This is a genomic window from Sorangium sp. So ce128, assembly GCF_051525245.1.
Classification (GTDB): domain Bacteria; phylum Myxococcota_A; class Polyangia; order Polyangiales; family Polyangiaceae; genus Sorangium; species Sorangium cellulosum_B.
Window position 1 is genome coordinate 9,354,684 of the sequence record NZ_CP150313.1, and the last position, 18,334, is coordinate 9,373,017.

The window sequence follows — 18,334 nt, forward strand, 5'->3', positions numbered from 1 at the left end:
CGGGCGATAGACGATGACTCGGGTCGCTGCGACCCGACCTGCTGAGTCGCTCGACCTACGGCGCCAGCTTCACGAGGAAAGCGTCTTCCGTGCCGTCCGCGGCGAGCGCTCCCCCGCCGAGGTCGACCTCCCCCACCGTGCTGCCAGCGACGAACACGTGACCCGCGCTGTCCGCGGCGATCGACAAGCCCAGCTGGACGTCGGGACCGGCGAGCTGTACGACCGACAGCAGGTCGCCCGCGCCGCTCAATCTGGCCGCGAGGGCGTCGTAGTCGCTCTGGCTCCCGGTGGAGAAGGGGCTCCCGGCGAGCTCGCCCGACCCATAGAAGCTGCCGCCGAGCAGCACGTTCGCCCCGTCGCTCGCGATGCTCGATACCCACACGTGCAGCCCGAGACCTTTGCTCCAGAGGTGGTTGCCGAGCGGATCGAGCTTCGCCAGGAAGGACTCGTTGGCCTCTGGCAAGCTCGACAGCGGCCCGCCGCCGAGATCCAGGGTCGACCCGAACTTGCCCATCACGAAGAGGTTGTCGTCCGCGTCCACCGCGACGGCCCGGCCGGACTGCCACGCGTCGTCGCCGAAGTTCTTGCTCCACAGGTGATTGCCGAGCGCGTCGTACTTCACGATCAAGACGTCGTCCGAGCGCCGCGTGGCCTTCGACAGCGGCCCACCGCCGAAATCGGCGCTCCCCCGCAGCGCGCCCACCACGATCACGTTGCCGGCCCCATCAGCGGTCGCGCTCCACGGGTGCATGTAGTCCGTCCCCACGAAGCCTCTGCTCCAGAGGTGCTCGCCGCCCGGAGAGAGCTTCACGAGGAACGCATAGTGGCCGACCGTGTTCCTCGGAGGGACGCGGCCGCCGCCGAAATCGATGCCCGTGTCGGAGCTGCCGGACAGGAAGATGTTCCCCGCGCCGTCGACCGCCAGCGCATCGAGCGACTTGACGCTGCCGGTGCTCAAGCGCTTGCTCCAGAGGTGGGCGCCGGACGGGTCGTATTTCGCCATGGCGATCGCCGGGATGCCGCGGCCGACCGGCCCGCCGCCGAGGTCGAGGTCGAGCGATGCCTCGGCGCCCACGAGGACGACGATGTTGCCAGCGCTGTCCACGACCATGCGCCGGATCGGGGTTGGCGAGAGCGGCGAGCCCACGTCGAAGGCCCTGCTCCATAGATGCTCGCCGGCCGGAGAGAGCTTTCCCAGGAAGATCGCGGGGCCCCCCGGCGCGAGCTCTCCGCCGCCGAGATCCACGGCGCCGCCGAGCGCGCCCAGGAACACCGCGTTGCCGTCGCCGTCCGCTGCCACCTCCAGGATGGAGTGCTGTACGCCGTTGTCCTGCCTCCCTTCGCCGAGGTGGCACTGCGACGCATCCCCGCCGGTCGATGGCGCGAACTCCACCACGAAGCTGTCATCCCAGCCGGGGGAGCAGCCGGGGAAGTTGTGATCGCGGCACTCGATGAGATCGCCTGGCTGGAACTGACCATCGTAGCGGCCCGCGAGCATCCCCCGCGGACCTTGTTCGGTGACCTTCCAGGCGAGCCCCGCTGCGCGCTGGTCCTGGGCGTCGCCTGCGCGGCGGCTCCAGAGAGGCGCGCCGCTCCCGTCGAGCGCGGCGTAGAAGAGGTCGTCACCGCCGGCGCTCGTGAGCGGCCCCCCGCCGAGATCGATCTGGCCCTGGAACTCGCCCGCGAGCAGGGACACGTCCCCCTCTGCAGGGGCGATGGCCTTGCCGCGCTGATCGGCCTCGTCTCCGAAGCGCGCGCTGTGGAGGTGGTCCCCGGTCACGCTCAGCCAGGCCACGAAGACGTCGCGGCCTCCCGCGCTCACCAGCGGCCCCCCGCCGAAATCCGCCTGTCCCTGCAGGTCGCCTATCAGCAGCACCTCGCCCGTCTCGCGCGCGTCGAGGTCCCCGACATGCTGGTCCTGGGCATCGCCGAAGCGCTTGCTCCAGAGGTGCTCGCCATGGGCATCGAGCCTGGCCACGAACACGTCATCGCCGCCCGCGCTCACGAGGGGGCCGCCCCCGAACTCCGCCTGCCCCTGCAGATCGCCGGCCACGATGACGTCGTCCGCGCTGTCCACCGCGATCGCCTCGCCGCGCTGGTCCGCGGCGTCGCCGAACCGCTGGCTCCAGACGGCATTGCCGTCAGGATCGAGCTTGGCGACGAACACGTCGTCGCCGCCGGCGCTCACGAGCGGGCCGCTGCCAAGGTCCACCGTCCCCTGGAACCGGCCGGTCACGAGGATACTTCCTTCGCTGTCCGCCGCGATCGCCTCGCCGCGCTGATCTGCGGCGTCGCCGAAGCGCCGGCTCCAGACGTGTTGGCCGTCGGCGTCGAGCTTGACGACGAAGATATCGTCGCCGCCGGCGCTCGTGAGCGGGGCGCCGCCGAGATCCACGGTTCCCTGGAACACGCCGACCACGACGACGTTCCGGGCGGCGTCCACGGTGACGGCGCGCGCCCGCTGTCCGCCGGGGCCGCCAAACCGCCGGGACCAGAGGGGTATGTACTCCCATTCGGGATCGTCGCTGTCGCGCACGAACTTCACCACGAAGGCATCATCGCCGCCAGCGCTGTACATCGAGCGCCAGCCGTTGCGATCCATGGCTCCCGCGAAGTGGCCGGTGACGATCATGCCGCCGTCCGGATCGATGGCGACGTCGGCGGCGACCTGCGCGTGGGCGCCGCCGAAGCGCTTGCTCCAGAGATGGCCTCCCGCGGGCGGGCACGCCGACGCGACTCCATCGCAGTCCTCATCGGACGCCGTTTCGCACTGCTCCTCTGTCGGAAGGACCTCGCCGACGCAGGGACCATGAGCGTCCCCCGCGGCATTGCACTGCTGCGTGCCCGCACGGCAGAGGCCGACGCCTTCGGTTCCCTTCGGTCCGGCGTAGCAGGCCCGCTCGCTGCCTGGCGTGCAGAACAGCAGACCGCCGGCGCCGCCTGTTCCCCCGACACCGCCTGTTCCGCCAGCGCCGCCGGTGCCGCCAGCGCCGCCGGTGCCGCCAGCGCCGCCCGCTCCCCCTGCGCTCGCCTCGCTGGCAGCCGGAGATGATCCCGCTCCGGTGCTGGAGCCGCCCTGCTCACCGACGTCGCAGGCCAGCGCGGGCGCGGTGATGGCCAGCAGGACAGCTGTCCTTGTCAGCCGTCGCGCCCCGCGGACCGATCGACACCGCCCCCGCGACACATCCTTCGCGCACATGCATCCTCCACCCAGCTCGCTCTGTTGCGCCAGCTCGACAGGACATTCACGAGAAAGCTGGATCCCGTCCGGGTTCACCCGCGTGCGGAAGGAGAAAAGAACACCTACACCGAGACACTTTGTAAGTAGCATTACTTAACAAACGGTGCTGGACGCCCTGACTCGCTGTCGCCGGCACGTATCGGGTAGGGTGCGTGTCCGAGGGATCGCACCGATGCGCAAGAATTTGATTTCGATTGGTTTGCTCAGCTGCCTGCTCTGGTCCTGCACCTCGTCCACGTCGGCTCCGGACGATGATGCGGCCACGGGCGCCACCACCACCAGCAGCGCCGCGAGCACGGCTCAAACGAGCGGAACATCGGCGAGCGCCGGGGGCGGCGCGGGCGGCAGCGACGCTGGAGGCAGCGGCAGCACGTCGGCCGGTGGGGGTGAGACGAACGAGGGTGGAGGCGGCGGCACGGACAGCGCTAGCTCCGGAGGCACGGGCGGCGCGGGGACAGGCGGCGAGGGCACGGGCGGCATGCCCGATGAAGGCCCCCCCAAGAACCTCGCGGAGAAGTACGCGAGCCTCTTCCCGATCGGGGCAGCGGTGGATTCGCAGTCGTACATGACGCACGCCACGCTGCTGAAGACGCACTTCAACAGCATCACCGCCGAGAACGAGATGAAGTTCGAGTCGCTGCAGAGGAACGAGAACAGCTTCACCTACGACGCGGCGGATCGCATCGTGAACTTCGCGGTCACGAACAAGATGAAGGTCCGCGGGCACGCCCTGGTCTGGCACAGCCAGAACCCGGCATGGCTGTTCTCGAACGGCTCGGGCGGCACCGTGTCGAGGCAGACCTTGCTGACACGCATGAAAAACCACATCAGCAACGTCGTGCGCCACTTCCGGGGCAAGGTCTACGCGTGGGACGTCGTGAACGAGGCCATGATGGAGGACGGCTCGTACCGCACGGGCAACCTGGCCGATGGCCAGAGGAGCCGCTGGCACGAGATCCTCGGCGAGAGCTACATCGCGGAGGCCTTCAAGGCCGCGCACGAGGCCGATCCAGACGCCAAGCTGTACTACAACGACTTCTACAACTACATCCCCGCGAAGCAGCAGGGCATCTACAACATGCTCAAGGGCCTGCTCGATCAGGGCGTGCCGGTCCACGGCGTCGGGCTGCAGGCCCACCTCAACATCGAGCCCTCCACGGTGACCACGAACCAGGCGGTTCACCAGAACGTGGCCAACATGGGAAAGGCGATCGAGCTCTATTCATCGCTCGGCCTGGATGTGCAGGTCACGGAGCTCGACATCTCGCTGTACATCCCCGGCGTGACGTACAACCAGAGCACGTTCTACACGACCGCGACCTTCACCGACGCGCTGAAGGCCAAGCAGGCCGCGCGCTACCGGGAGTTCTTCGAGCTGTTCCGGAAACACAAGTCCGTGATCACGGGCGTCACCTTCTGGGGCATCGCGGACGACAACACCTGGCTGTCGGAGTTCAGCTCGGGGCGCAAGGACTTCCCCCTGCTCTTCGACGTCAACCACAACCCCAAGCCCGCCTACGACGCCGTGGTGGGCTTCTGATGGGTCATGATGGCCAGACGAGCCGGCGTGGCCCGGCTCGCGCTCGCCGAAGCGCGCCCGCACAGCGGGCGATGACCTGAGCCTCCCGCCTCCCACGGGCGTGGCCGTTTCCGGCCACCCCATGGCCACTCACGGCCATTGTGCACGTGATTCCCGTGCTTTATCCCTCTGCCATGAGCTCCGAACGCGCGCCATCCTCCACGGCGTGGGCCGTGGGCAAGGCCCTCTGCATCCTTTCGGCCGTCGCTTACGGCCTGTTGACCGGGCTGATCGACATCCTCGATCCGCATCACCTCCGGAACCCCGACTGGCCCGGACACGCGAGGTTCCACCTGCTCTGGCAGATCGGCGCCGGCGCCCTCGGCGCGCTCGCTTCCATCTACCTCTTCTGGACGGCCACGCCGCGCACCGTGGAGCGTGTCCGGACAGGCGCCTTCCTGGGTGCCCTCCATATCGGCGGGTTCATCCTGGCCGCCGCTTTCACGAGCGCCGCCGGCGCCGAATTCGACGCCGGTGGCCGGGTCCTGCTCGGCTTCCTCCCGCCGAACATGCTGCACCTGGGCACGTCTGCAGCCCTGCTCTTCGCCGGCGTCTCCCTGTGTCACAGGAAAGGGGCCGCCACATGAGCCATCGCACCGTCTCTGCTCCCGTCCTCATCATCGGCGCTGGCCCCTCGGGGATGGTGAGCGCGCTGTGCCTCGCCAGGCGCGGCGTCGACTGCGTGCTCATCGAGCGCCGGCCGGGCCTGGAGAATCACCCCAAGGCCCACGAGCTCTCTGCGCGCTCGATCGAGATCCTCCACGAGCTGGGGCTCGGTCATGGCGAGCTGTCCGCGGAGGCGTCACCGGAGGAGGACGCCGCCAAGATCCTGTTCTGCGGCACGATCGGCGAGGAGTTCGGCTGCATCGATCTGCGAGCCAACGGCGTCGGGCGCAAGTACAGAGAGCACCTCGAGGCGCCCCTGCCCTACCTCAACATCTCGCAGGTCGAGCTGGAGAAGCTCCTCCGCGAGCGCGTCTCGGCGTCGCCGCGGATCCAGGCGCTCCATCACCACCAGTGGGAGTCCTTCGAGCAGGACGCGGAGGGCGTCACGAGCCGGATCACCAGCAGGACGACGGGTGAGACCTTCGCGGTCCGGAGCCAGTACGTCATCTGCTCCGACGGCGCCGGGAGCCGGAGCCGAAAGGCCCTCGGGATCGAGATGAAGGGCCCGGACAAGCTGCTCGACGTCGTCAACGCCTATTTTCAGGCGGATCTGCGCCGCGTGGTCCGCACCCGGGGCAAGCTCTACTTCATCTTCTCCCCCAAGGCGCCGGGCAGCGTGTTCATCGCCCACCACGTCGAGAAGCGCTGGGTCTTTCACCTCCCCGTGGCGACGCCGCACGAGAAGATCGAGGAGTACACGCCCGAGGTGATGCAGAAGAAGATCAAGGCGGCGCTCGGGCGGGACGACGTCGATATCGAGATCACCTCGATGAGCCACTGGCGCATGACAGCGCAGGTGGCGGAGCGCTTCCGCAGCGGGCGCGTCTTCCTTGTCGGCGACGCCGCCCATCGCTTCCCGCCCACGGGCGGGCTCGGCATGAACTCCGGCATCGGCGACGCGCACAACCTGGCCTGGAAGCTCGCCATGGTGATGGAGCGGCGGGCCGCGCCCGGCCTGCTGGACAGCTACGAGGCCGAGCGCCGCCCGGTCATCGAGACGAACTGCGACGAGAGCCGGCTCAACTTCGAGAGGATGAGCGAGGTCGCGGAGGCCTTCGGGATCGAGGTCGAGGAAGCTCAGTGGGTCAACGAGAAGCTGGCGAGCTCCACGATGCGCGCGCTGCCTGCCCCGCTCCGCGCCTGGACCGAGCGGCAGGTCCAGCACTACGGCGAGAGCATCCTCTCGCGGTACCACCGCGATCCTTCGGTGCGAGAGCGCGTCCTCGCGGCCATCGCGCAGCAGAGGTCCCATTTCGACCGGATCGGGCTCGACCTCGGCTACACGTATGAAGAGGGCGCGCTCCTCGGCGACGGCACGAGGCCGCCGGAGGTCGATGACCGGGTGTCCTCGTACATCCCGTCGACGCGGCCGGGCGCGCGATTCCCCCATTTCTGGCTGGACGGCAACAGGAGACAGCGCGGCAGCCGCTCCATGATCGACTACGGCGCTTCGATCCTGCTGCTCGGCGCGGCCGTCGAGGCGCTGCCCGCGGACATCGAAGCGCTGGAGGATGTCGAGGCGCGCGACGGCGTCCGGCTGTTCAGGCTCGGCTCGGCCGACATCCCTGCCTGTCACCAGGCCGCGGTGCACGCGCTCTCGCAGATCGAGCAGGACGGCGCGCTCCTGATCCGGCCGGACGGGCATGTCGCGTGGCGCCAGCAGCGCGGCGTGACGCTATCCGTGGAGCTGATCGCGTCGATCGTGGAGCAAGTTTACGGGGTCTAGCTCCGCCCACCAGGAGTCCTGCCAGGGATCCGGAGAGAGGTTTCAACGCAAAGCCGCAAAGCCGCAAAGCCGCAGAAAGGAATGAATTGGGGGCGGTCGCGGCGTCACGGCGTCATCGGCAGCGCGACCAGGAGGTTCAGGTTGCACATCTCGTTCTGCGTGCCCCACCCCGGCAGCACCGGGGCCTCGGCGTCGCGCGTGTCGAAGGTGCATGTCACCTCGAGCGAGGAGCTCGGGTCGAGCAGCGGCGGCGTGTGATACCAATAGACGCCCTGCCAGTGGACGTCCCAGTCGTTCACGCGCGCGATGCAGCTCTCCTGCGTCCCCGACCCCACGCGCAGTTCGAAGGTGCGCCCGCGCTCGTGCATGTGCGGCATCACGCCGAGCACCTCGATCGGCGGCAGCCCCGGGTCGAGCGCGAGCTCCGCCCGCGTCCTGCGCCATGTATAGGCGGCGTCCTGCTGGCCGGGCGGCAGCGTGTCCGGGCCGTCCGGCTCGAAGAGGGTCGTCATGAAGCCGTCGTCCCCGACGAACACCGCGCGCCGCTCCACGGTGTCCTCGTAGCGGAGCCGGAGGCGCGTCGAGTCCTCGGCGGAGGCGCCCGCGTGGTCATGGATGTTGTAATGCACCTGGACGACGAAGACGTCCTTCGCGGAGACCGGCGCCCCGGTGCCGCCGGGGAACTCGACCACATCCTGCCCGGGCGCCCAGGCGAACAGCGGCTGGAACGGCAACTCGTCGGCCGGTCCGCCGAAGCACTCCCAGCCGGGCCGGTCCGGCGAGGCATCGTCGAGCTCCGTCATCACGTCCTGGTTCGTCTTGCCCTCCACCAGCGACGCCTCCGAGGGGGTCACCCGATAGACCGTGACGTGATGAACGATGGACCGGACCCCGGGCGTCACCTGATATCCGGTGATGAAGCGGTCCGCGTCGAGGCTCGGGTCCACGGGGAAGCACCTCCACTCGTCGTGGGCCGCGAGGGGATCGGCGGGGTCGACCACGGGGGTGATCGGCGGCGTCATGTAGTCGACCCCGCCCTCGAGCGTGGGCACGGGCGGGGTGGGCGGCGCGCCCGCGCGATCGCCCTCGGCGCGCGCCCCGGTCGCCCAGCGATGGATGACGTCGAGCTCCTCGGCGGTGAGCGTCTCGTCGTCCTTGAAGTCGCCGCACGAGCCGTCGTGCTTCACAAGGAAAGGGGGCATATGGCCGCCCCGCACCGCGTCGTCGATCGCGCCGGCGCGCGCCTTCGCCGAGACGTAGTCGTCGAGGCGGAAGGGCGCGAGCCCGCCCTCCTGGTGACACGCGGTGCACTTGGTCGCCGTTATCGGCGCGACGTCCTGCCAGAACGTCGGCTCCTGCGCCGTCTCCGCCTCCTGCGCCGCGCATCCGAGGGAAAGCGCGAGGAGCGGCACGGAGGCCGCGAGGCCGCGCGCGTGGAGGAGCAGGGTCGTCGTTCGCGTCGTTCGCGTCGTTCGCCTCGATGGCCTCTCGTCGTGCTGCTTCAAGCGGACCTCCATCAACTGTTTACGTCGTACACGGTACTGTGTGTGGTATACGCAGTTGAAGGATGGCTGTCAAACCAAAGAGACGGCGAAAAACTGCGACGGAGTACAGCGGGGGCGGCGACGCCGTGCGCAGCCTCAAGCTCCTCTGGGGGGTCAGGAAGCGGCCGAGCCGGGGGCCCAGGCCCGGCCTGAGCCTCGATCAGATCGTGCGGGCCGCGATCGAGCTCGCCGACGGCGAGGGGCTCTCGGCGCTGTCGATGCAGCGGGTCGCCGGGAAGCTCGGGTTCACCACGATGTCGCTGTACCGGTACGTGCCGGGCAAGGCCGAGCTCCTGGATCTCATGCTGGACACCGTGGCGGGGGAGCTGCCCCTCGTGGACAGCGTCCCCGGGGGATGGCGGGCCAAGCTCGAGGCGGCGGCGCACGCCGACTGGGCGCTCTACCACCGCCACCCGTGGTTCTTGCACGTGACGCCGGTGCGCCCCGTGATGGGGCCGAACGGGATGGCGGCGTACGACGCGGAGCTCCGCGCGGTCTGCGGGATCGGCCTCACCGCCCGCGAGGTGCTCGCCGCCGTCCACCTCGTCGACGGGTACGTCCGAGGCGCGGCGAGGCTCTCGGTGGACGCGGTCGAGGCCGAGCAGGAGACCGGCGTCACCGACGAGCAGTGGTGGTCCGAGCGCGCGTACTTCTGGGACAAGCTCTTCGACCCGGGGCGCCACCCGACGATGGCGAAGCTGATGCGCTCGGGCGCGTTCGACGACCACCCGTTCACGGAGGACGTGTTCCTGTTCGGCCTCCAGCGCGTGCTCGACGGCATCGAGGCGCTCGTCCGGTCGCGCTCCGGTCAGTGTGACGAAAGTCCCGAAACGTCACGACCCCCGGCGCGCGTGGGTGATGAAACTCCCGGCGACGCCCCCCGGCGTGACGAGGGGCCGACGTGCGCGCAGTGCGGCCGCGAGATCGCCCAGCCTGCCACGGGGCGGCCGCGGGCTTACTGCTCGCGGGCGTGCCAGCAGCGCGCTTACCGGGCGCGCAACGCGTCCGACGGGCGGTGATCGCCGCCCCTGTGCGCCAGCCGCCGGAGCGTGGCCGTCCCCTCAGCGCGCCGCCAGCATCCAGGCCGGCGCCCACCAGCAGCGGTGGAGCAGCCGGCGGTCGAGGCGCGCGACGTTTCCAATGATCCGCCAGCATCGAGCCCGTCGGAGCTCCTGCCTTCCCCCTGCCGCTGTCCTACGATAGGCTCGCGTATCCGTTCGCGACAGGGGGCGTTGGATGGCGGCGGGGAACACTGGGGAGACGTCGAACTCGGTCGGGAACATGAGGCTGCGAAGCCGGCGACGTCTCCCCGGAGAGGCGCGATCGCAGCGCCGCAGGGAGATGCTGCTTTGAGAGGCAGCAGTTATCTCGTAACGAAGAAGTGGGCTGACTCGCTGCCGCGGGATTGCGAGTCGCTGGGAGAGACCCTGGCCTTGCACAGGTCTGGAGAGTGATGCAGGAGTAAAGCGTCGATCTGGGCCTCGCGCCATATGAAGGTGAACTATGCGTTTTCGGCGACATGGAACAGATGTTACGGCTGTGACCATTCACATATCGAGCACCGAAGGGAACTCTTCGGCCGGCATCGAGCTCGCCGATGTTCCACGCTCGGATGGTTTTCCCAGAATAACGAGCAGTGATCCTGATGTGGTTAGCGTCGAGGGTATACCTCGCGTACGCGCCGTTGGCAATTTTTCGTTTTACCTCAGCGCGCATGCCACGACATCAGGCAGTGGCGCCGTAACGGTGACTGCGGCGACACGGTCCGGAATCCAGGCGACACTAAGCGTTGTGGTTGACGCTGCGATAGAGTTGCCGGATCCCGCTACTGAACCTGGAGCTGTCGCCAGACTGTTGATGTTGGAGGCCCGCGGTCCTTCCCACGCGGACTACCTGGCAGCAGACACGTTCGAGAGCATGGGGTGGATGCAACGGGCTCTGGAGAATCGACTGGCGAACGATCCTTCTCAATTCGGGGCACGCGGGGCGAGAAATCTGATCGACATCATTCGCGCCGCCGATCAATTTGATGGGTTTTCCGATTGTCCGAACTACGATCAGGGGGTTCGTCGTCGGCTGCAGCAGATGGTCAATATCGCGAACAATGACAATGATCGAGCGCAGCCGGATTTTCGAAATTTCATACAAAATGCCATCGATGTGGCTCGGTTGCGGGTCGCCATCCGGGACCCAAGCTCAACAGGCTTGTTCGGGTGGAGAGCCGCGGGGACTGGAAGTCCAGGGCCCAGATTCGCGAGATTTCGCACGTTGGCTGGAAACACGTTCTTTACGTTGCGGTCATGATCGAAATCTTGACCACCACCCGATCGTGCGCCTCGTCGTGGGCCCCGCCCTGCATGAACAGGCAGCTGTTGGCGTCGGCCACGTGGCTCCAATCGCGGCCATCCCCGCTGAAGCCGCATCCGTCGCGGCGAGCCGCTTCCAGTCAGATGCCGGCCCCGCGCACCAGAAGGACCATCCCCGTCCCCATCACGGCGGCGCCGGCATAGCGCAGCCCCCGCGACAGGGACTCTCGACCGGCGGCGAGCTCGCCGAGGACGAGACCGCAGAGGTGAAGCACGGTCGTGCTCAGCAGAAAGCCCATGGCATACAGCGCCGGGCTGACCGCATGAGGCATCTCCAGGCCGTGGGCATGTCCGTGAAAGACACCGAACATCGCCACGCATCCGGAGAGCAGGAGCGGTGAGGACCCACGGGTCGTGGTGACGATGCCGAGACCGAGCGCCGCGACCGACGCCGCGATGCAAAGCTCGCCCAGGGGCATGGGCCATTGCGCCATTCCCAGGAGGCCGCCGACCAGCATCGCGGCGACGAACGTGGCGGGGATCCGGAGGAGGTGCTTTCCGCCGAGCTGCGAGCTGACGACACCGACGCTCACCATCGCGCGCAGGTGGTCCGCGCCGAACACCGGATGGAAGAGGCCCTTCAGAAATCCCGCATCGGCGCCGCCCGGGTGCGCCCAGCTCACGGAGGGCCACGAGACGAGCGTGGCGACGAGCAGGGCGCGCGCGCCGGGACATGAAGCCCATCCCATCGTCTTCTGGATCGTGGATTTCATGAAGCGCCTCTCCTCGTCAGGCGTTCGCCACGCGCGCCGCCGTCGATGCAGGATCGCTGTGGAAGAGCTTGTAGGCGAGCGCCGCGAGCAAGAGCTCGGTCCCCGCGATGAGCACGTTCGGGTAGAGCGGGACGCCCGCGACGACCGGGAGCGGCACGTCGGGTCCCGCGAGCAGGCTGGTCCCCGGGATGAGCCACGTGATGTAGAAGAAGGGCGTCCAGATGATGACGACGATCCAGGCCGCCACGTTGAACCCGACCTGCGGCTCCATGGACCGCCGCCACACCATCCACAATCCGACGATCGTCACGCCACACAGGATGAGCAGCATGAGGGCGTCATGAAAGCGCGCATGCTCATGCCATTCAGGGTTGAACAGGTGGGTTTTATTCCAGTCCACGCCGACAGCGACGACGGCGCCGCTCGCCAGAACGAACGTGAGAACGACTCTTCCCAGGGTACTTCGGTTCATGGTGATAGGCTCCTGACTCTCGTTGGTTGGAAATAGCCCGCTTCCCTCATCAGCGCGGCCACCTTGCGTTGAGATTCACGGTAACGGTGGAACGTGGCCGCGGCGCTGGCTGGGACAGTATCGATAAATTGCTGCGCCAGGCTCTCCCGCGGGGCCCGTGTCGTCTCGTCGACGCAGATGAGATCTGCGTCTTGACGAAACCTACCGCGCGCCATCCGGCATTGGAGGCGTCCACGGCGCTGATCGAGGCCGGCAGGTGTCCGGCCACGTGGAGCCGCTGGTTCTTCGCCTCGTCGAGGATCGCGAGCGGAGCGGCCTCGTCGGCGTTGCCGATCTTGACAAAGCCAGCCAACGTCCCTGAGATCGATGCGACCGACATGGCCGTGAGCCCGAGCTTTTCCTTCCGCACATGATGATTCATGGGCTCTCCGCGGTGAATCGCGAAGATCATAGCCGCCCATTCACCACAATAACAATATATTGATCCAATCGATCGATTTGATCTTCTGATTGATCCATGGTACGGTCGAATGTCGTGGACCTACGACACCTTCGCTATTTCCTGGCCGTCGCCGAAGAGCGCCATTTTGGCCGCGCCGCGCGGCGACTGCACATCGTTCAGCCGGCGCTGAGCATGCAGATCCGGGCGCTCGAAAACGAGATCGGCGGCGCGCTGTTCGTGCGGACGAGTCGGCGCGTGGAGCTGACCGAAGCCGGCGCATTGCTGGTCGTCGAGGCGCAGCGGGCGGTCGCGCAGGCGGAGCGGGCCAAGGCGATCGTCCAGCAATCGCTGCGCGGCGACATCGGCAAAGTTCGCATCGGTTACGCGGGCAACGCGATCCTCACTGGCAAGATGACGGACCACCTGCGAGCGTTCCGCAAAGCCCATCCTGCCGCGGAGATCGAGCTGCGCGAGATGCCACCTTCGAGGCAGGCGGAAGCCGTGTTGACCGGCGAGGTTGACGTCGGCTACTGCTCGGCGTTCGCTCTCAAGGTAGATCCGCGGTTGAGCGTCCAACCGATCGGCGCTTGGCCGCTGGTGGTCGCGATGGCAGAGGAGCACACGCTCGCGGCGCACAGGCGCGTGACGCCGAAGATGCTCGCCGGAGAGCCGCTCATCATGTTCCCATCGGAAGAGGCCGGTGACGAGGTGCTGAAGAGATTGATTCTCGTGATAGGACGCGAGCCGCGCCGGGTCCACCGCGCCGACACCACCTTGAGCATGCTGTCGTTGGCCGGCGCAGGCCTGGGCGTGGCGCTGGCTCCAAAACCGCTGATTCAGGTGAAGGTTCCCCGCATCGTCTATCGTCCGTTCGTCGCGCCGAAGAACGTCTTCGCCGAGCTGCTCCTGATCGGCCGCGCTGACGAGACCGCCGGCGCTGTACGCGCCTTCGTGAAGCTAGCATCCGGCTCCTCGGATCGGGCCACCTCACGGTCGTGAGCTCCCTTTCGTCGATGTCGTCATGCACGCACAGAATGGATTCGATATCCAGCATATCCCGCGAGCGATGGGCCGCCGCATCCTCCATCAAGACGGCGGCGAAGCTGTCGGCGTCGCTGCTGCTGACCCGCATCTTCGCGCCGCTCTGGAGCGAGCGCCTGCCCAGCGACCGCCCGCTCGTCATGGCCGTCGACGGCAACGGCGACCTCGTGCTCGCCGGCACATACTCGCCGGGCGGCGCCAGGGTGTTGAACCAGTGCCTGCCCCCCTTCTCAACCTATCATACCGCAGCCTTCGTGACCAAGCTCGACCGCGATGGCAACTTCATCTGGAGTCAAGCCCCCATCCCCCACGCCGGCGGCTCCGACATCTTCGTCGCGACGTTCAATCCCTGAAACCCATGGGGGGAAGGGCGCCATGTCGAGGTGCCGCGCGCCGAGCTCGGGCGTACCCCGGTGCGGCGGCGGCCGTGGGACCAGGGCGGCGGGTCGGGTGAGTCGGCCTTCGACGATCCGGGCGCTGACGTCTCGGCCGGTTCGCTGTAGGATGGCCGCGCTGCGAGGCAGACCGGATGGCGCCGATCGTCCCCGACAAGAAGAAGATCAAGAGCTTCCCTGACGAGGCCGCGTTCGAAGCGTGGCTGGCCGCAAGCCACGCGCGGGAGACGGAGCTGTGGCTCCGGATCTACAAGAAGGGCTCCGGCGTACCGACGGTGACCTACGCGCAAGCGCTCGACGTGGCCCTCTGCTGGGGATGGATCGACGGGACTCGAAAAGCCCTGGATGAATCCTCGTTCTTGCAGCGGCTCTCGCCGCGCAAGGCGAGGAGCGTCTGGAGCCAAATCAACCGCGACCACATCGCCCGATTGACCGCCGCGGGGCGCATGACGCCCCACGGGCAGCGGCACGTGGACGCGGCCAGGGCCGATGGTCGCTGGGATGCGGCGTACGCGCCGATCCGCAGCGCGACCGAAGCCACCATCCCCGACGACCTCCGCGCCGCGATCGAGGCGGACCCACGAGCGCGTGAGACGTTCCAGACGCTGGGGCGCCAGAACCTGTTCGCGCTGGCGTTCCGCACGAACAACATGAAGACGCCCGCGGGTCGCGCGAGGAAGATCGCTGCGCTGGTGGCGATGCTGGCGCGCGGTGAGACCATCGTGCCGGAGCGCGGTGGACCGTCAAAGGCGGCCCGGCCCGCGACAGAGTAGGCGAGACGGGCCGATCAGCTGCCCTTGCAGACGTCGGCGCAGGTGCCCGTCGCATCGACGCGCACGGCCCGCCCGCCTGCCTAGGCGCGCGTCAGCGCGACGACGAACTCCAAGAAGGCGCGGACCTTGGCCGACATGAGCTGTGCGGCATGATGGTACGCGTAGAGGGGATACGTCTCCTCGGCCCACTCCGGCAGCACTTGAACGAGCCGTCCGTCGGCAAGGAGATCGCGCGCGTGGACCTCGAGCACCTGCGCGATCCCATGTCCGGCGAGGCACGCCACGAGGAGCGCGACCCCGTTCACCTTCAGCTGTCCAGAGGCGTTCACGGGGACGACCTTCTTCCCGCGCACGAACTCCCAGGCGAAATGGCTCCCCGTTGCCGGATCTCGCATCAGAACGCACGGATGCTTCTCGATGTCGCTGGGGCGGCGTGGCACCCCGTGGCGCGCGAGGTACGCCGGCGATGCGCAGGTGACGACGCGCGTTCGCAGGAGCAGGCGAGACTTCAATGCCGACGGCTCCGGGTGACCGAACCGGACGGCGACGTCGAAGCCATCGCGGACCAGATCGCCCATGCGATCGCGCTCGGCGATCTCCACGGAGAGGTCGGGGTGGCGCGCGAGGAACGGTCCCAGGTGGGGTGTCAGCACGAACTGCCCGGCGCTCCCGTCGACGTTCACGCGCAGGAGGCCGCGAACCTTGGCCGAGGAGCCCCCCGCCTCGATCGTCGCGTCCTCGATGGCGGCCAGATGCGGCGCCACCGACTCGTAGTAGCGGAGGCCCTCGTCGGTCAGCGAGATGGAGCGGGCGGTGCGGCGGAACAGGCGTACGCCGACGCGGTCCTCTAGGCGCGCGATCGCACGGCTGACCGCGGATTGCGTGAGGCCGAGCGCCTCCCCCGCGCGCACGAAGCTCCCGGCCTCCACGACCGCGCGGAGGACGCCGAGACCGTCCAGCGAGCGCGTGTCGAAACCACGAGACCTACTCTTGGTCATGCTCAGGCTTCCGAGGATACACGTGCAGCAGGCTCGACGGAACTCCAATCTCTCCTGCGACCGGAGCCGCGGCAGCGCGGCGGACAGCTCTTCTACAAGGGGACGCACACCATGCGTGTCTTTGTCACGAGCGGCCGAGCATTTTGCCTGGCTCGCGCGCTTCTTTGCGCTCGACAACCCGGCCTCGAGCACGCGGAGGCGAGAGCGGCTGGGATGGAGTCCGCGGCAGCCTGGGCTCATCGCCGACCTCGAGCAGGGGCGTTATTTCGAAACCTGAAAAGAGAGGGCATCACATGATCACGACGAGCGAAGTAAGGTTGGGCACTGGCGGTCCTTCGGTGTTTCCCATCGCCCTCGGGTGCATGGGCATGGGGGCTGGGAGCTGGTACGGGGCAGCGGACGAGGCCGAGAGCATCGCGACCATCCACGAGGCGCTCGAGCGCGGCGTGAACGTCCTCGACACCGGCGACTTCTACGGCATGGGGAAGAACGAGCTCCTCGTCGGCAAGGCGCTGCGAGGCCGCCGCGACAAGGCGCTCCTCAGCGTCAAATTCGGAGCGCTCCGCGGGCCGGGCGGCGAGATGCTCGGGCACGACGCGTGTCCGGCCGCGACGAAGAACGCCCTGGCGCACAGCTTGTCGCGCCTCGGGGTCGACCACATCGACATCTACAGACCGGCGCGCCTCGATCCCCGTGTTCCGATCGAGGAGACGGTGGGCGCCATCGCCGACATGGTGAAGGCGGGGTACGTCCGCTACATCGGCCTGTCCGAGGTCGGCGTGGAGACGATCCGGCGTGCGGCGGAGGTGCATCCGATCTGCGACCTGCAAATCGAATATGCGCTGGTGAGCCGCGGCGTGGAAACCAGCATCATCCCGGCCCTGCGCGAGCTCGGGATCGCGATGACAGCGTACGGCGTCCTGTCCCGCGGGCTGCTCACGGGCGCAAAGCCCTCGGGCGAGGGCGACTACCGCGCGCACATGCCCCGCTTCTCCGCGGGCAACGCCGAGAGGAACCAGCCCCTCGTCGATGCGCTCGCGCGCCTCGCGACGGAAAAGGGCGTGTCCCCGGCGCAGCTCGCCATCGCGTGGGTCCGCGCGAAGGGCGCCGCTCAGGGCGTGACGATCGTCCCGACCCTGGGGGCTCGCACGCGCCAGCAGCTCGTGGAGGCGCTGTCGAGCCTCGATGTCCCGCTCGACGTATCGGAGGTCGCCGCGCTCGAGGCCGCGGTGCCCGCGAGCGAAATCGTCGGCGCGCGCTACCCGGAAGCCCACATGGCGATGCTCGACAGCGAGCGCTCCCAGCAGAGGCGGCCTGCGCCGTCGAGCAGCGCATCGAGCGGCCAAGGGCCCTGAAGGGCCGGGCGCCGCCGCCCTGAGCTACCTCGCGCGTCCAGAGGGAGAGCGCGAACCGGGTGCTCGGCGAGCGCCTCCGCCGCCGCGGCAGCGAGCGTCGCGGCCCGCCGCCCCCCGGCCCGCCGCTCCGCCATGGCGCCGCCATGGGCGATAGCCCGGCGGGTTATTCGTGGAGCGGTTCTTGCGTCGGTGCAGTGTCTTTCATCGAAGCCCGGGAGGCGGAGGAGAGTAGAGCGAACGCGGGCGACCTGTCGATCTTCCGCGAGCGGCGCCGAGCCCTCCGCGAGCGGAGCCACCCCCGCGCTCTCCGAGGTGTTCCGATGGACTACCATTGCGCCGGAGGAGCGCAGCGAGGAGCCGCTCGAGATGAGCTCGCTCCCCGCATCACCTTTCCGCCAGGAGCCCATGCGAGCTCGCATCTTCGCCGTGCGCGCGGCTCGCGACCCCGCACGTGCTCGCAGCTTGCCGCGCCGCCCCCCCGCTGATAGCTCGCTGGGCGCAATCAGGAAGCGAGGGGACGTATGAGCGAATACCGAACAATCGCGGCGGCGCCGGTGCTGGTGGCGGCGTTCCGGGATCAGATCTTCGGCGTCGACCCGGCCACCGGGCGCGTGCTCTGGGAGTACAAGCAGGCCGGGGTCGGTTTCTCTTCCACAGCGCTCCTGATCACGCCTGCGGCGATCTACGCGGCGAGCTTCAGCCGCGTCGCCTGTCTGCATTACCCGACGGGCGAGCTGCTCTGGGAGGTGAAGGCCGCCACGCAGGGCCGCGCCACGCTCCTCCTGGAGGGAGACCGGCTCTTCGTCGCCAAGCAGGGCGAAGTGGAGTGTTTCTCGCTCACCGGCAAGAGCCTCTGGCACAACCAGTTCAAGAGCAAGGGGATGGGCCCGGTCGCCCTGGGCGTGCCGGACAACGTGGCGCAGCCGGACGACAAGGACTGACGCTCCCCCGGCGCTACACCGCCCGCGCCTCCCAGTCGATCCGGTACGCGTGCACGCGCGCCTGCGCCGCCGCGCCGAGCCG

At 68.3% G+C, this 18,334-nt stretch carries 16 protein-coding genes and 1 pseudogene; 11 read left to right on the top strand and 6 right to left on the bottom strand.

The window, feature by feature from the left end:
* Window positions 1-55: 55 nt before the first annotated feature.
* Window positions 56-3,199 carry a hypothetical protein gene (locus WME82_RS35605; RefSeq protein WP_438038947.1) on the bottom strand — a complete coding sequence of 1,048 codons (3,144 nt, stop codon included), beginning with the start codon at window positions 3,197-3,199 and terminating at the stop codon, window positions 56-58.
* Between the two features lie 214 nt (window positions 3,200-3,413).
* Here WME82_RS35605 and WME82_RS35610 point away from each other — a divergent pair, with 214 nt between their 5' ends.
* From WME82_RS35610 to WME82_RS35620, 3 genes are all read left to right on the top strand, one after another.
* The gene (locus WME82_RS35610; protein WP_438038948.1) at window positions 3,414-4,781 is read left to right on the top strand and encodes an endo-1,4-beta-xylanase; all 1,368 of its coding nucleotides are present in this window, start codon (window positions 3,414-3,416) and stop codon (window positions 4,779-4,781) included.
* A gap of 173 nt (window positions 4,782-4,954) precedes the next feature.
* Window positions 4,955-5,407 carry a hypothetical protein gene (locus WME82_RS35615; protein WP_438038949.1) on the top strand — a complete coding sequence of 151 codons (453 nt, stop codon included), beginning with the start codon at window positions 4,955-4,957 and terminating at the stop codon, window positions 5,405-5,407.
* A complete protein-coding gene (locus WME82_RS35620) occupies window positions 5,404-7,212 on the top strand; it encodes an FAD-dependent monooxygenase (protein WP_438038950.1) in 1,809 nt (602 codons plus the stop codon). Before WME82_RS35615 ends, WME82_RS35620 begins: the two co-directional genes overlap by 4 nt.
* A 104-nt stretch (window positions 7,213-7,316) precedes the next feature.
* Here WME82_RS35620 and WME82_RS35625 read toward each other — a convergent pair whose 3' ends face one another.
* Window positions 7,317-8,717, bottom strand: a complete 1,401-nt coding sequence (locus WME82_RS35625) for a hypothetical protein (protein WP_438038951.1) — start codon at window positions 8,715-8,717, stop codon at window positions 7,317-7,319.
* A gap of 62 nt (window positions 8,718-8,779) precedes the next feature.
* Here WME82_RS35625 and WME82_RS35630 point away from each other — a divergent pair, with 62 nt between their 5' ends.
* Together WME82_RS35630 and WME82_RS35635 are read left to right on the top strand one after the other, a co-directional pair.
* Window positions 8,780-9,775 (top strand): TetR/AcrR family transcriptional regulator, encoded by a 996-nt coding sequence (locus WME82_RS35630; RefSeq protein ID WP_437740974.1) that lies wholly within the window; start codon window positions 8,780-8,782, stop codon window positions 9,773-9,775.
* 520 nt (window positions 9,776-10,295) lie between these two features.
* A complete protein-coding gene (locus WME82_RS35635) occupies window positions 10,296-11,060 on the top strand; it encodes a hypothetical protein (RefSeq protein WP_438038952.1) in 765 nt (254 codons plus the stop codon).
* A gap of 142 nt (window positions 11,061-11,202) precedes the next feature.
* On the opposite strand, the gene WME82_RS35640 is transcribed toward WME82_RS35635, so the two are convergent.
* The 3 genes from WME82_RS35640 to WME82_RS35650 are packed head-to-tail and all read right to left on the bottom strand — an operon-like array spanning window position 11,203 to window position 12,758.
* Window positions 11,203-11,835, bottom strand: a complete 633-nt coding sequence (locus tag WME82_RS35640; protein WP_438038953.1) for a HupE/UreJ family protein — start codon at window positions 11,833-11,835, stop codon at window positions 11,203-11,205.
* 16 nt (window positions 11,836-11,851) lie between these two features.
* Window positions 11,852-12,307 (bottom strand): DUF6640 family protein, encoded by a 456-nt coding sequence (locus tag WME82_RS35645; RefSeq protein WP_438038954.1) that lies wholly within the window; start codon window positions 12,305-12,307, stop codon window positions 11,852-11,854.
* A 49-nt stretch (window positions 12,308-12,356) separates the two neighbouring features.
* Window positions 12,357-12,758 (bottom strand): hypothetical protein, encoded by a 402-nt coding sequence (locus WME82_RS35650; protein WP_438038955.1) that lies wholly within the window; start codon window positions 12,756-12,758, stop codon window positions 12,357-12,359.
* A gap of 84 nt (window positions 12,759-12,842) precedes the next feature.
* Between WME82_RS35650 and WME82_RS35655 the strand changes: the two genes are divergently transcribed.
* The 3 genes from WME82_RS35655 (at window position 12,843) to WME82_RS35665 (ending at window position 14,958) form a co-directional block, all read left to right on the top strand.
* Complete coding sequence (locus WME82_RS35655) at window positions 12,843-13,748, top strand: LysR substrate-binding domain-containing protein (RefSeq protein ID WP_438044958.1); 906 nt, start codon at window positions 12,843-12,845, stop codon at window positions 13,746-13,748.
* 35 nt (window positions 13,749-13,783) lie between these two features.
* Window positions 13,784-14,143, top strand: a complete 360-nt coding sequence (locus WME82_RS35660) for a hypothetical protein (RefSeq protein ID WP_438038956.1) — start codon at window positions 13,784-13,786, stop codon at window positions 14,141-14,143.
* 176 nt (window positions 14,144-14,319) lie between these two features.
* Window positions 14,320-14,958, top strand: coding sequence for a YdeI/OmpD-associated family protein (locus WME82_RS35665; RefSeq protein WP_438038957.1), 639 nt, complete (start codon window positions 14,320-14,322; stop codon window positions 14,956-14,958).
* An 80-nt stretch (window positions 14,959-15,038) separates the two neighbouring features.
* On the opposite strand, the gene WME82_RS35670 is transcribed toward WME82_RS35665, so the two are convergent.
* Window positions 15,039-15,956, bottom strand: a complete 918-nt coding sequence (locus WME82_RS35670; RefSeq protein ID WP_437912576.1) for a LysR family transcriptional regulator — start codon at window positions 15,954-15,956, stop codon at window positions 15,039-15,041.
* A 115-nt stretch (window positions 15,957-16,071) separates the two neighbouring features.
* Between WME82_RS35670 and WME82_RS35675 the strand changes: the two are divergent.
* The 3 genes and pseudogenes from WME82_RS35675 to WME82_RS35685 all read left to right on the top strand — a co-directional run.
* Window positions 16,072-16,233: pseudogene (locus tag WME82_RS35675) on the top strand (3-beta hydroxysteroid dehydrogenase); the annotation flags it as partial.
* 16 nt (window positions 16,234-16,249) lie between these two features.
* Complete coding sequence (locus WME82_RS35680) at window positions 16,250-17,311, top strand: aldo/keto reductase (protein WP_438038958.1); 1,062 nt, start codon at window positions 16,250-16,252, stop codon at window positions 17,309-17,311.
* A 521-nt stretch (window positions 17,312-17,832) separates the two neighbouring features.
* On the top strand, window positions 17,833-18,252 hold the full coding sequence (locus WME82_RS35685) for an outer membrane protein assembly factor BamB family protein (protein ID WP_437306528.1): 420 nt from the start codon (window positions 17,833-17,835) through the stop codon (window positions 18,250-18,252).
* Window positions 18,253-18,334: the final 82 nt, after the last annotated feature.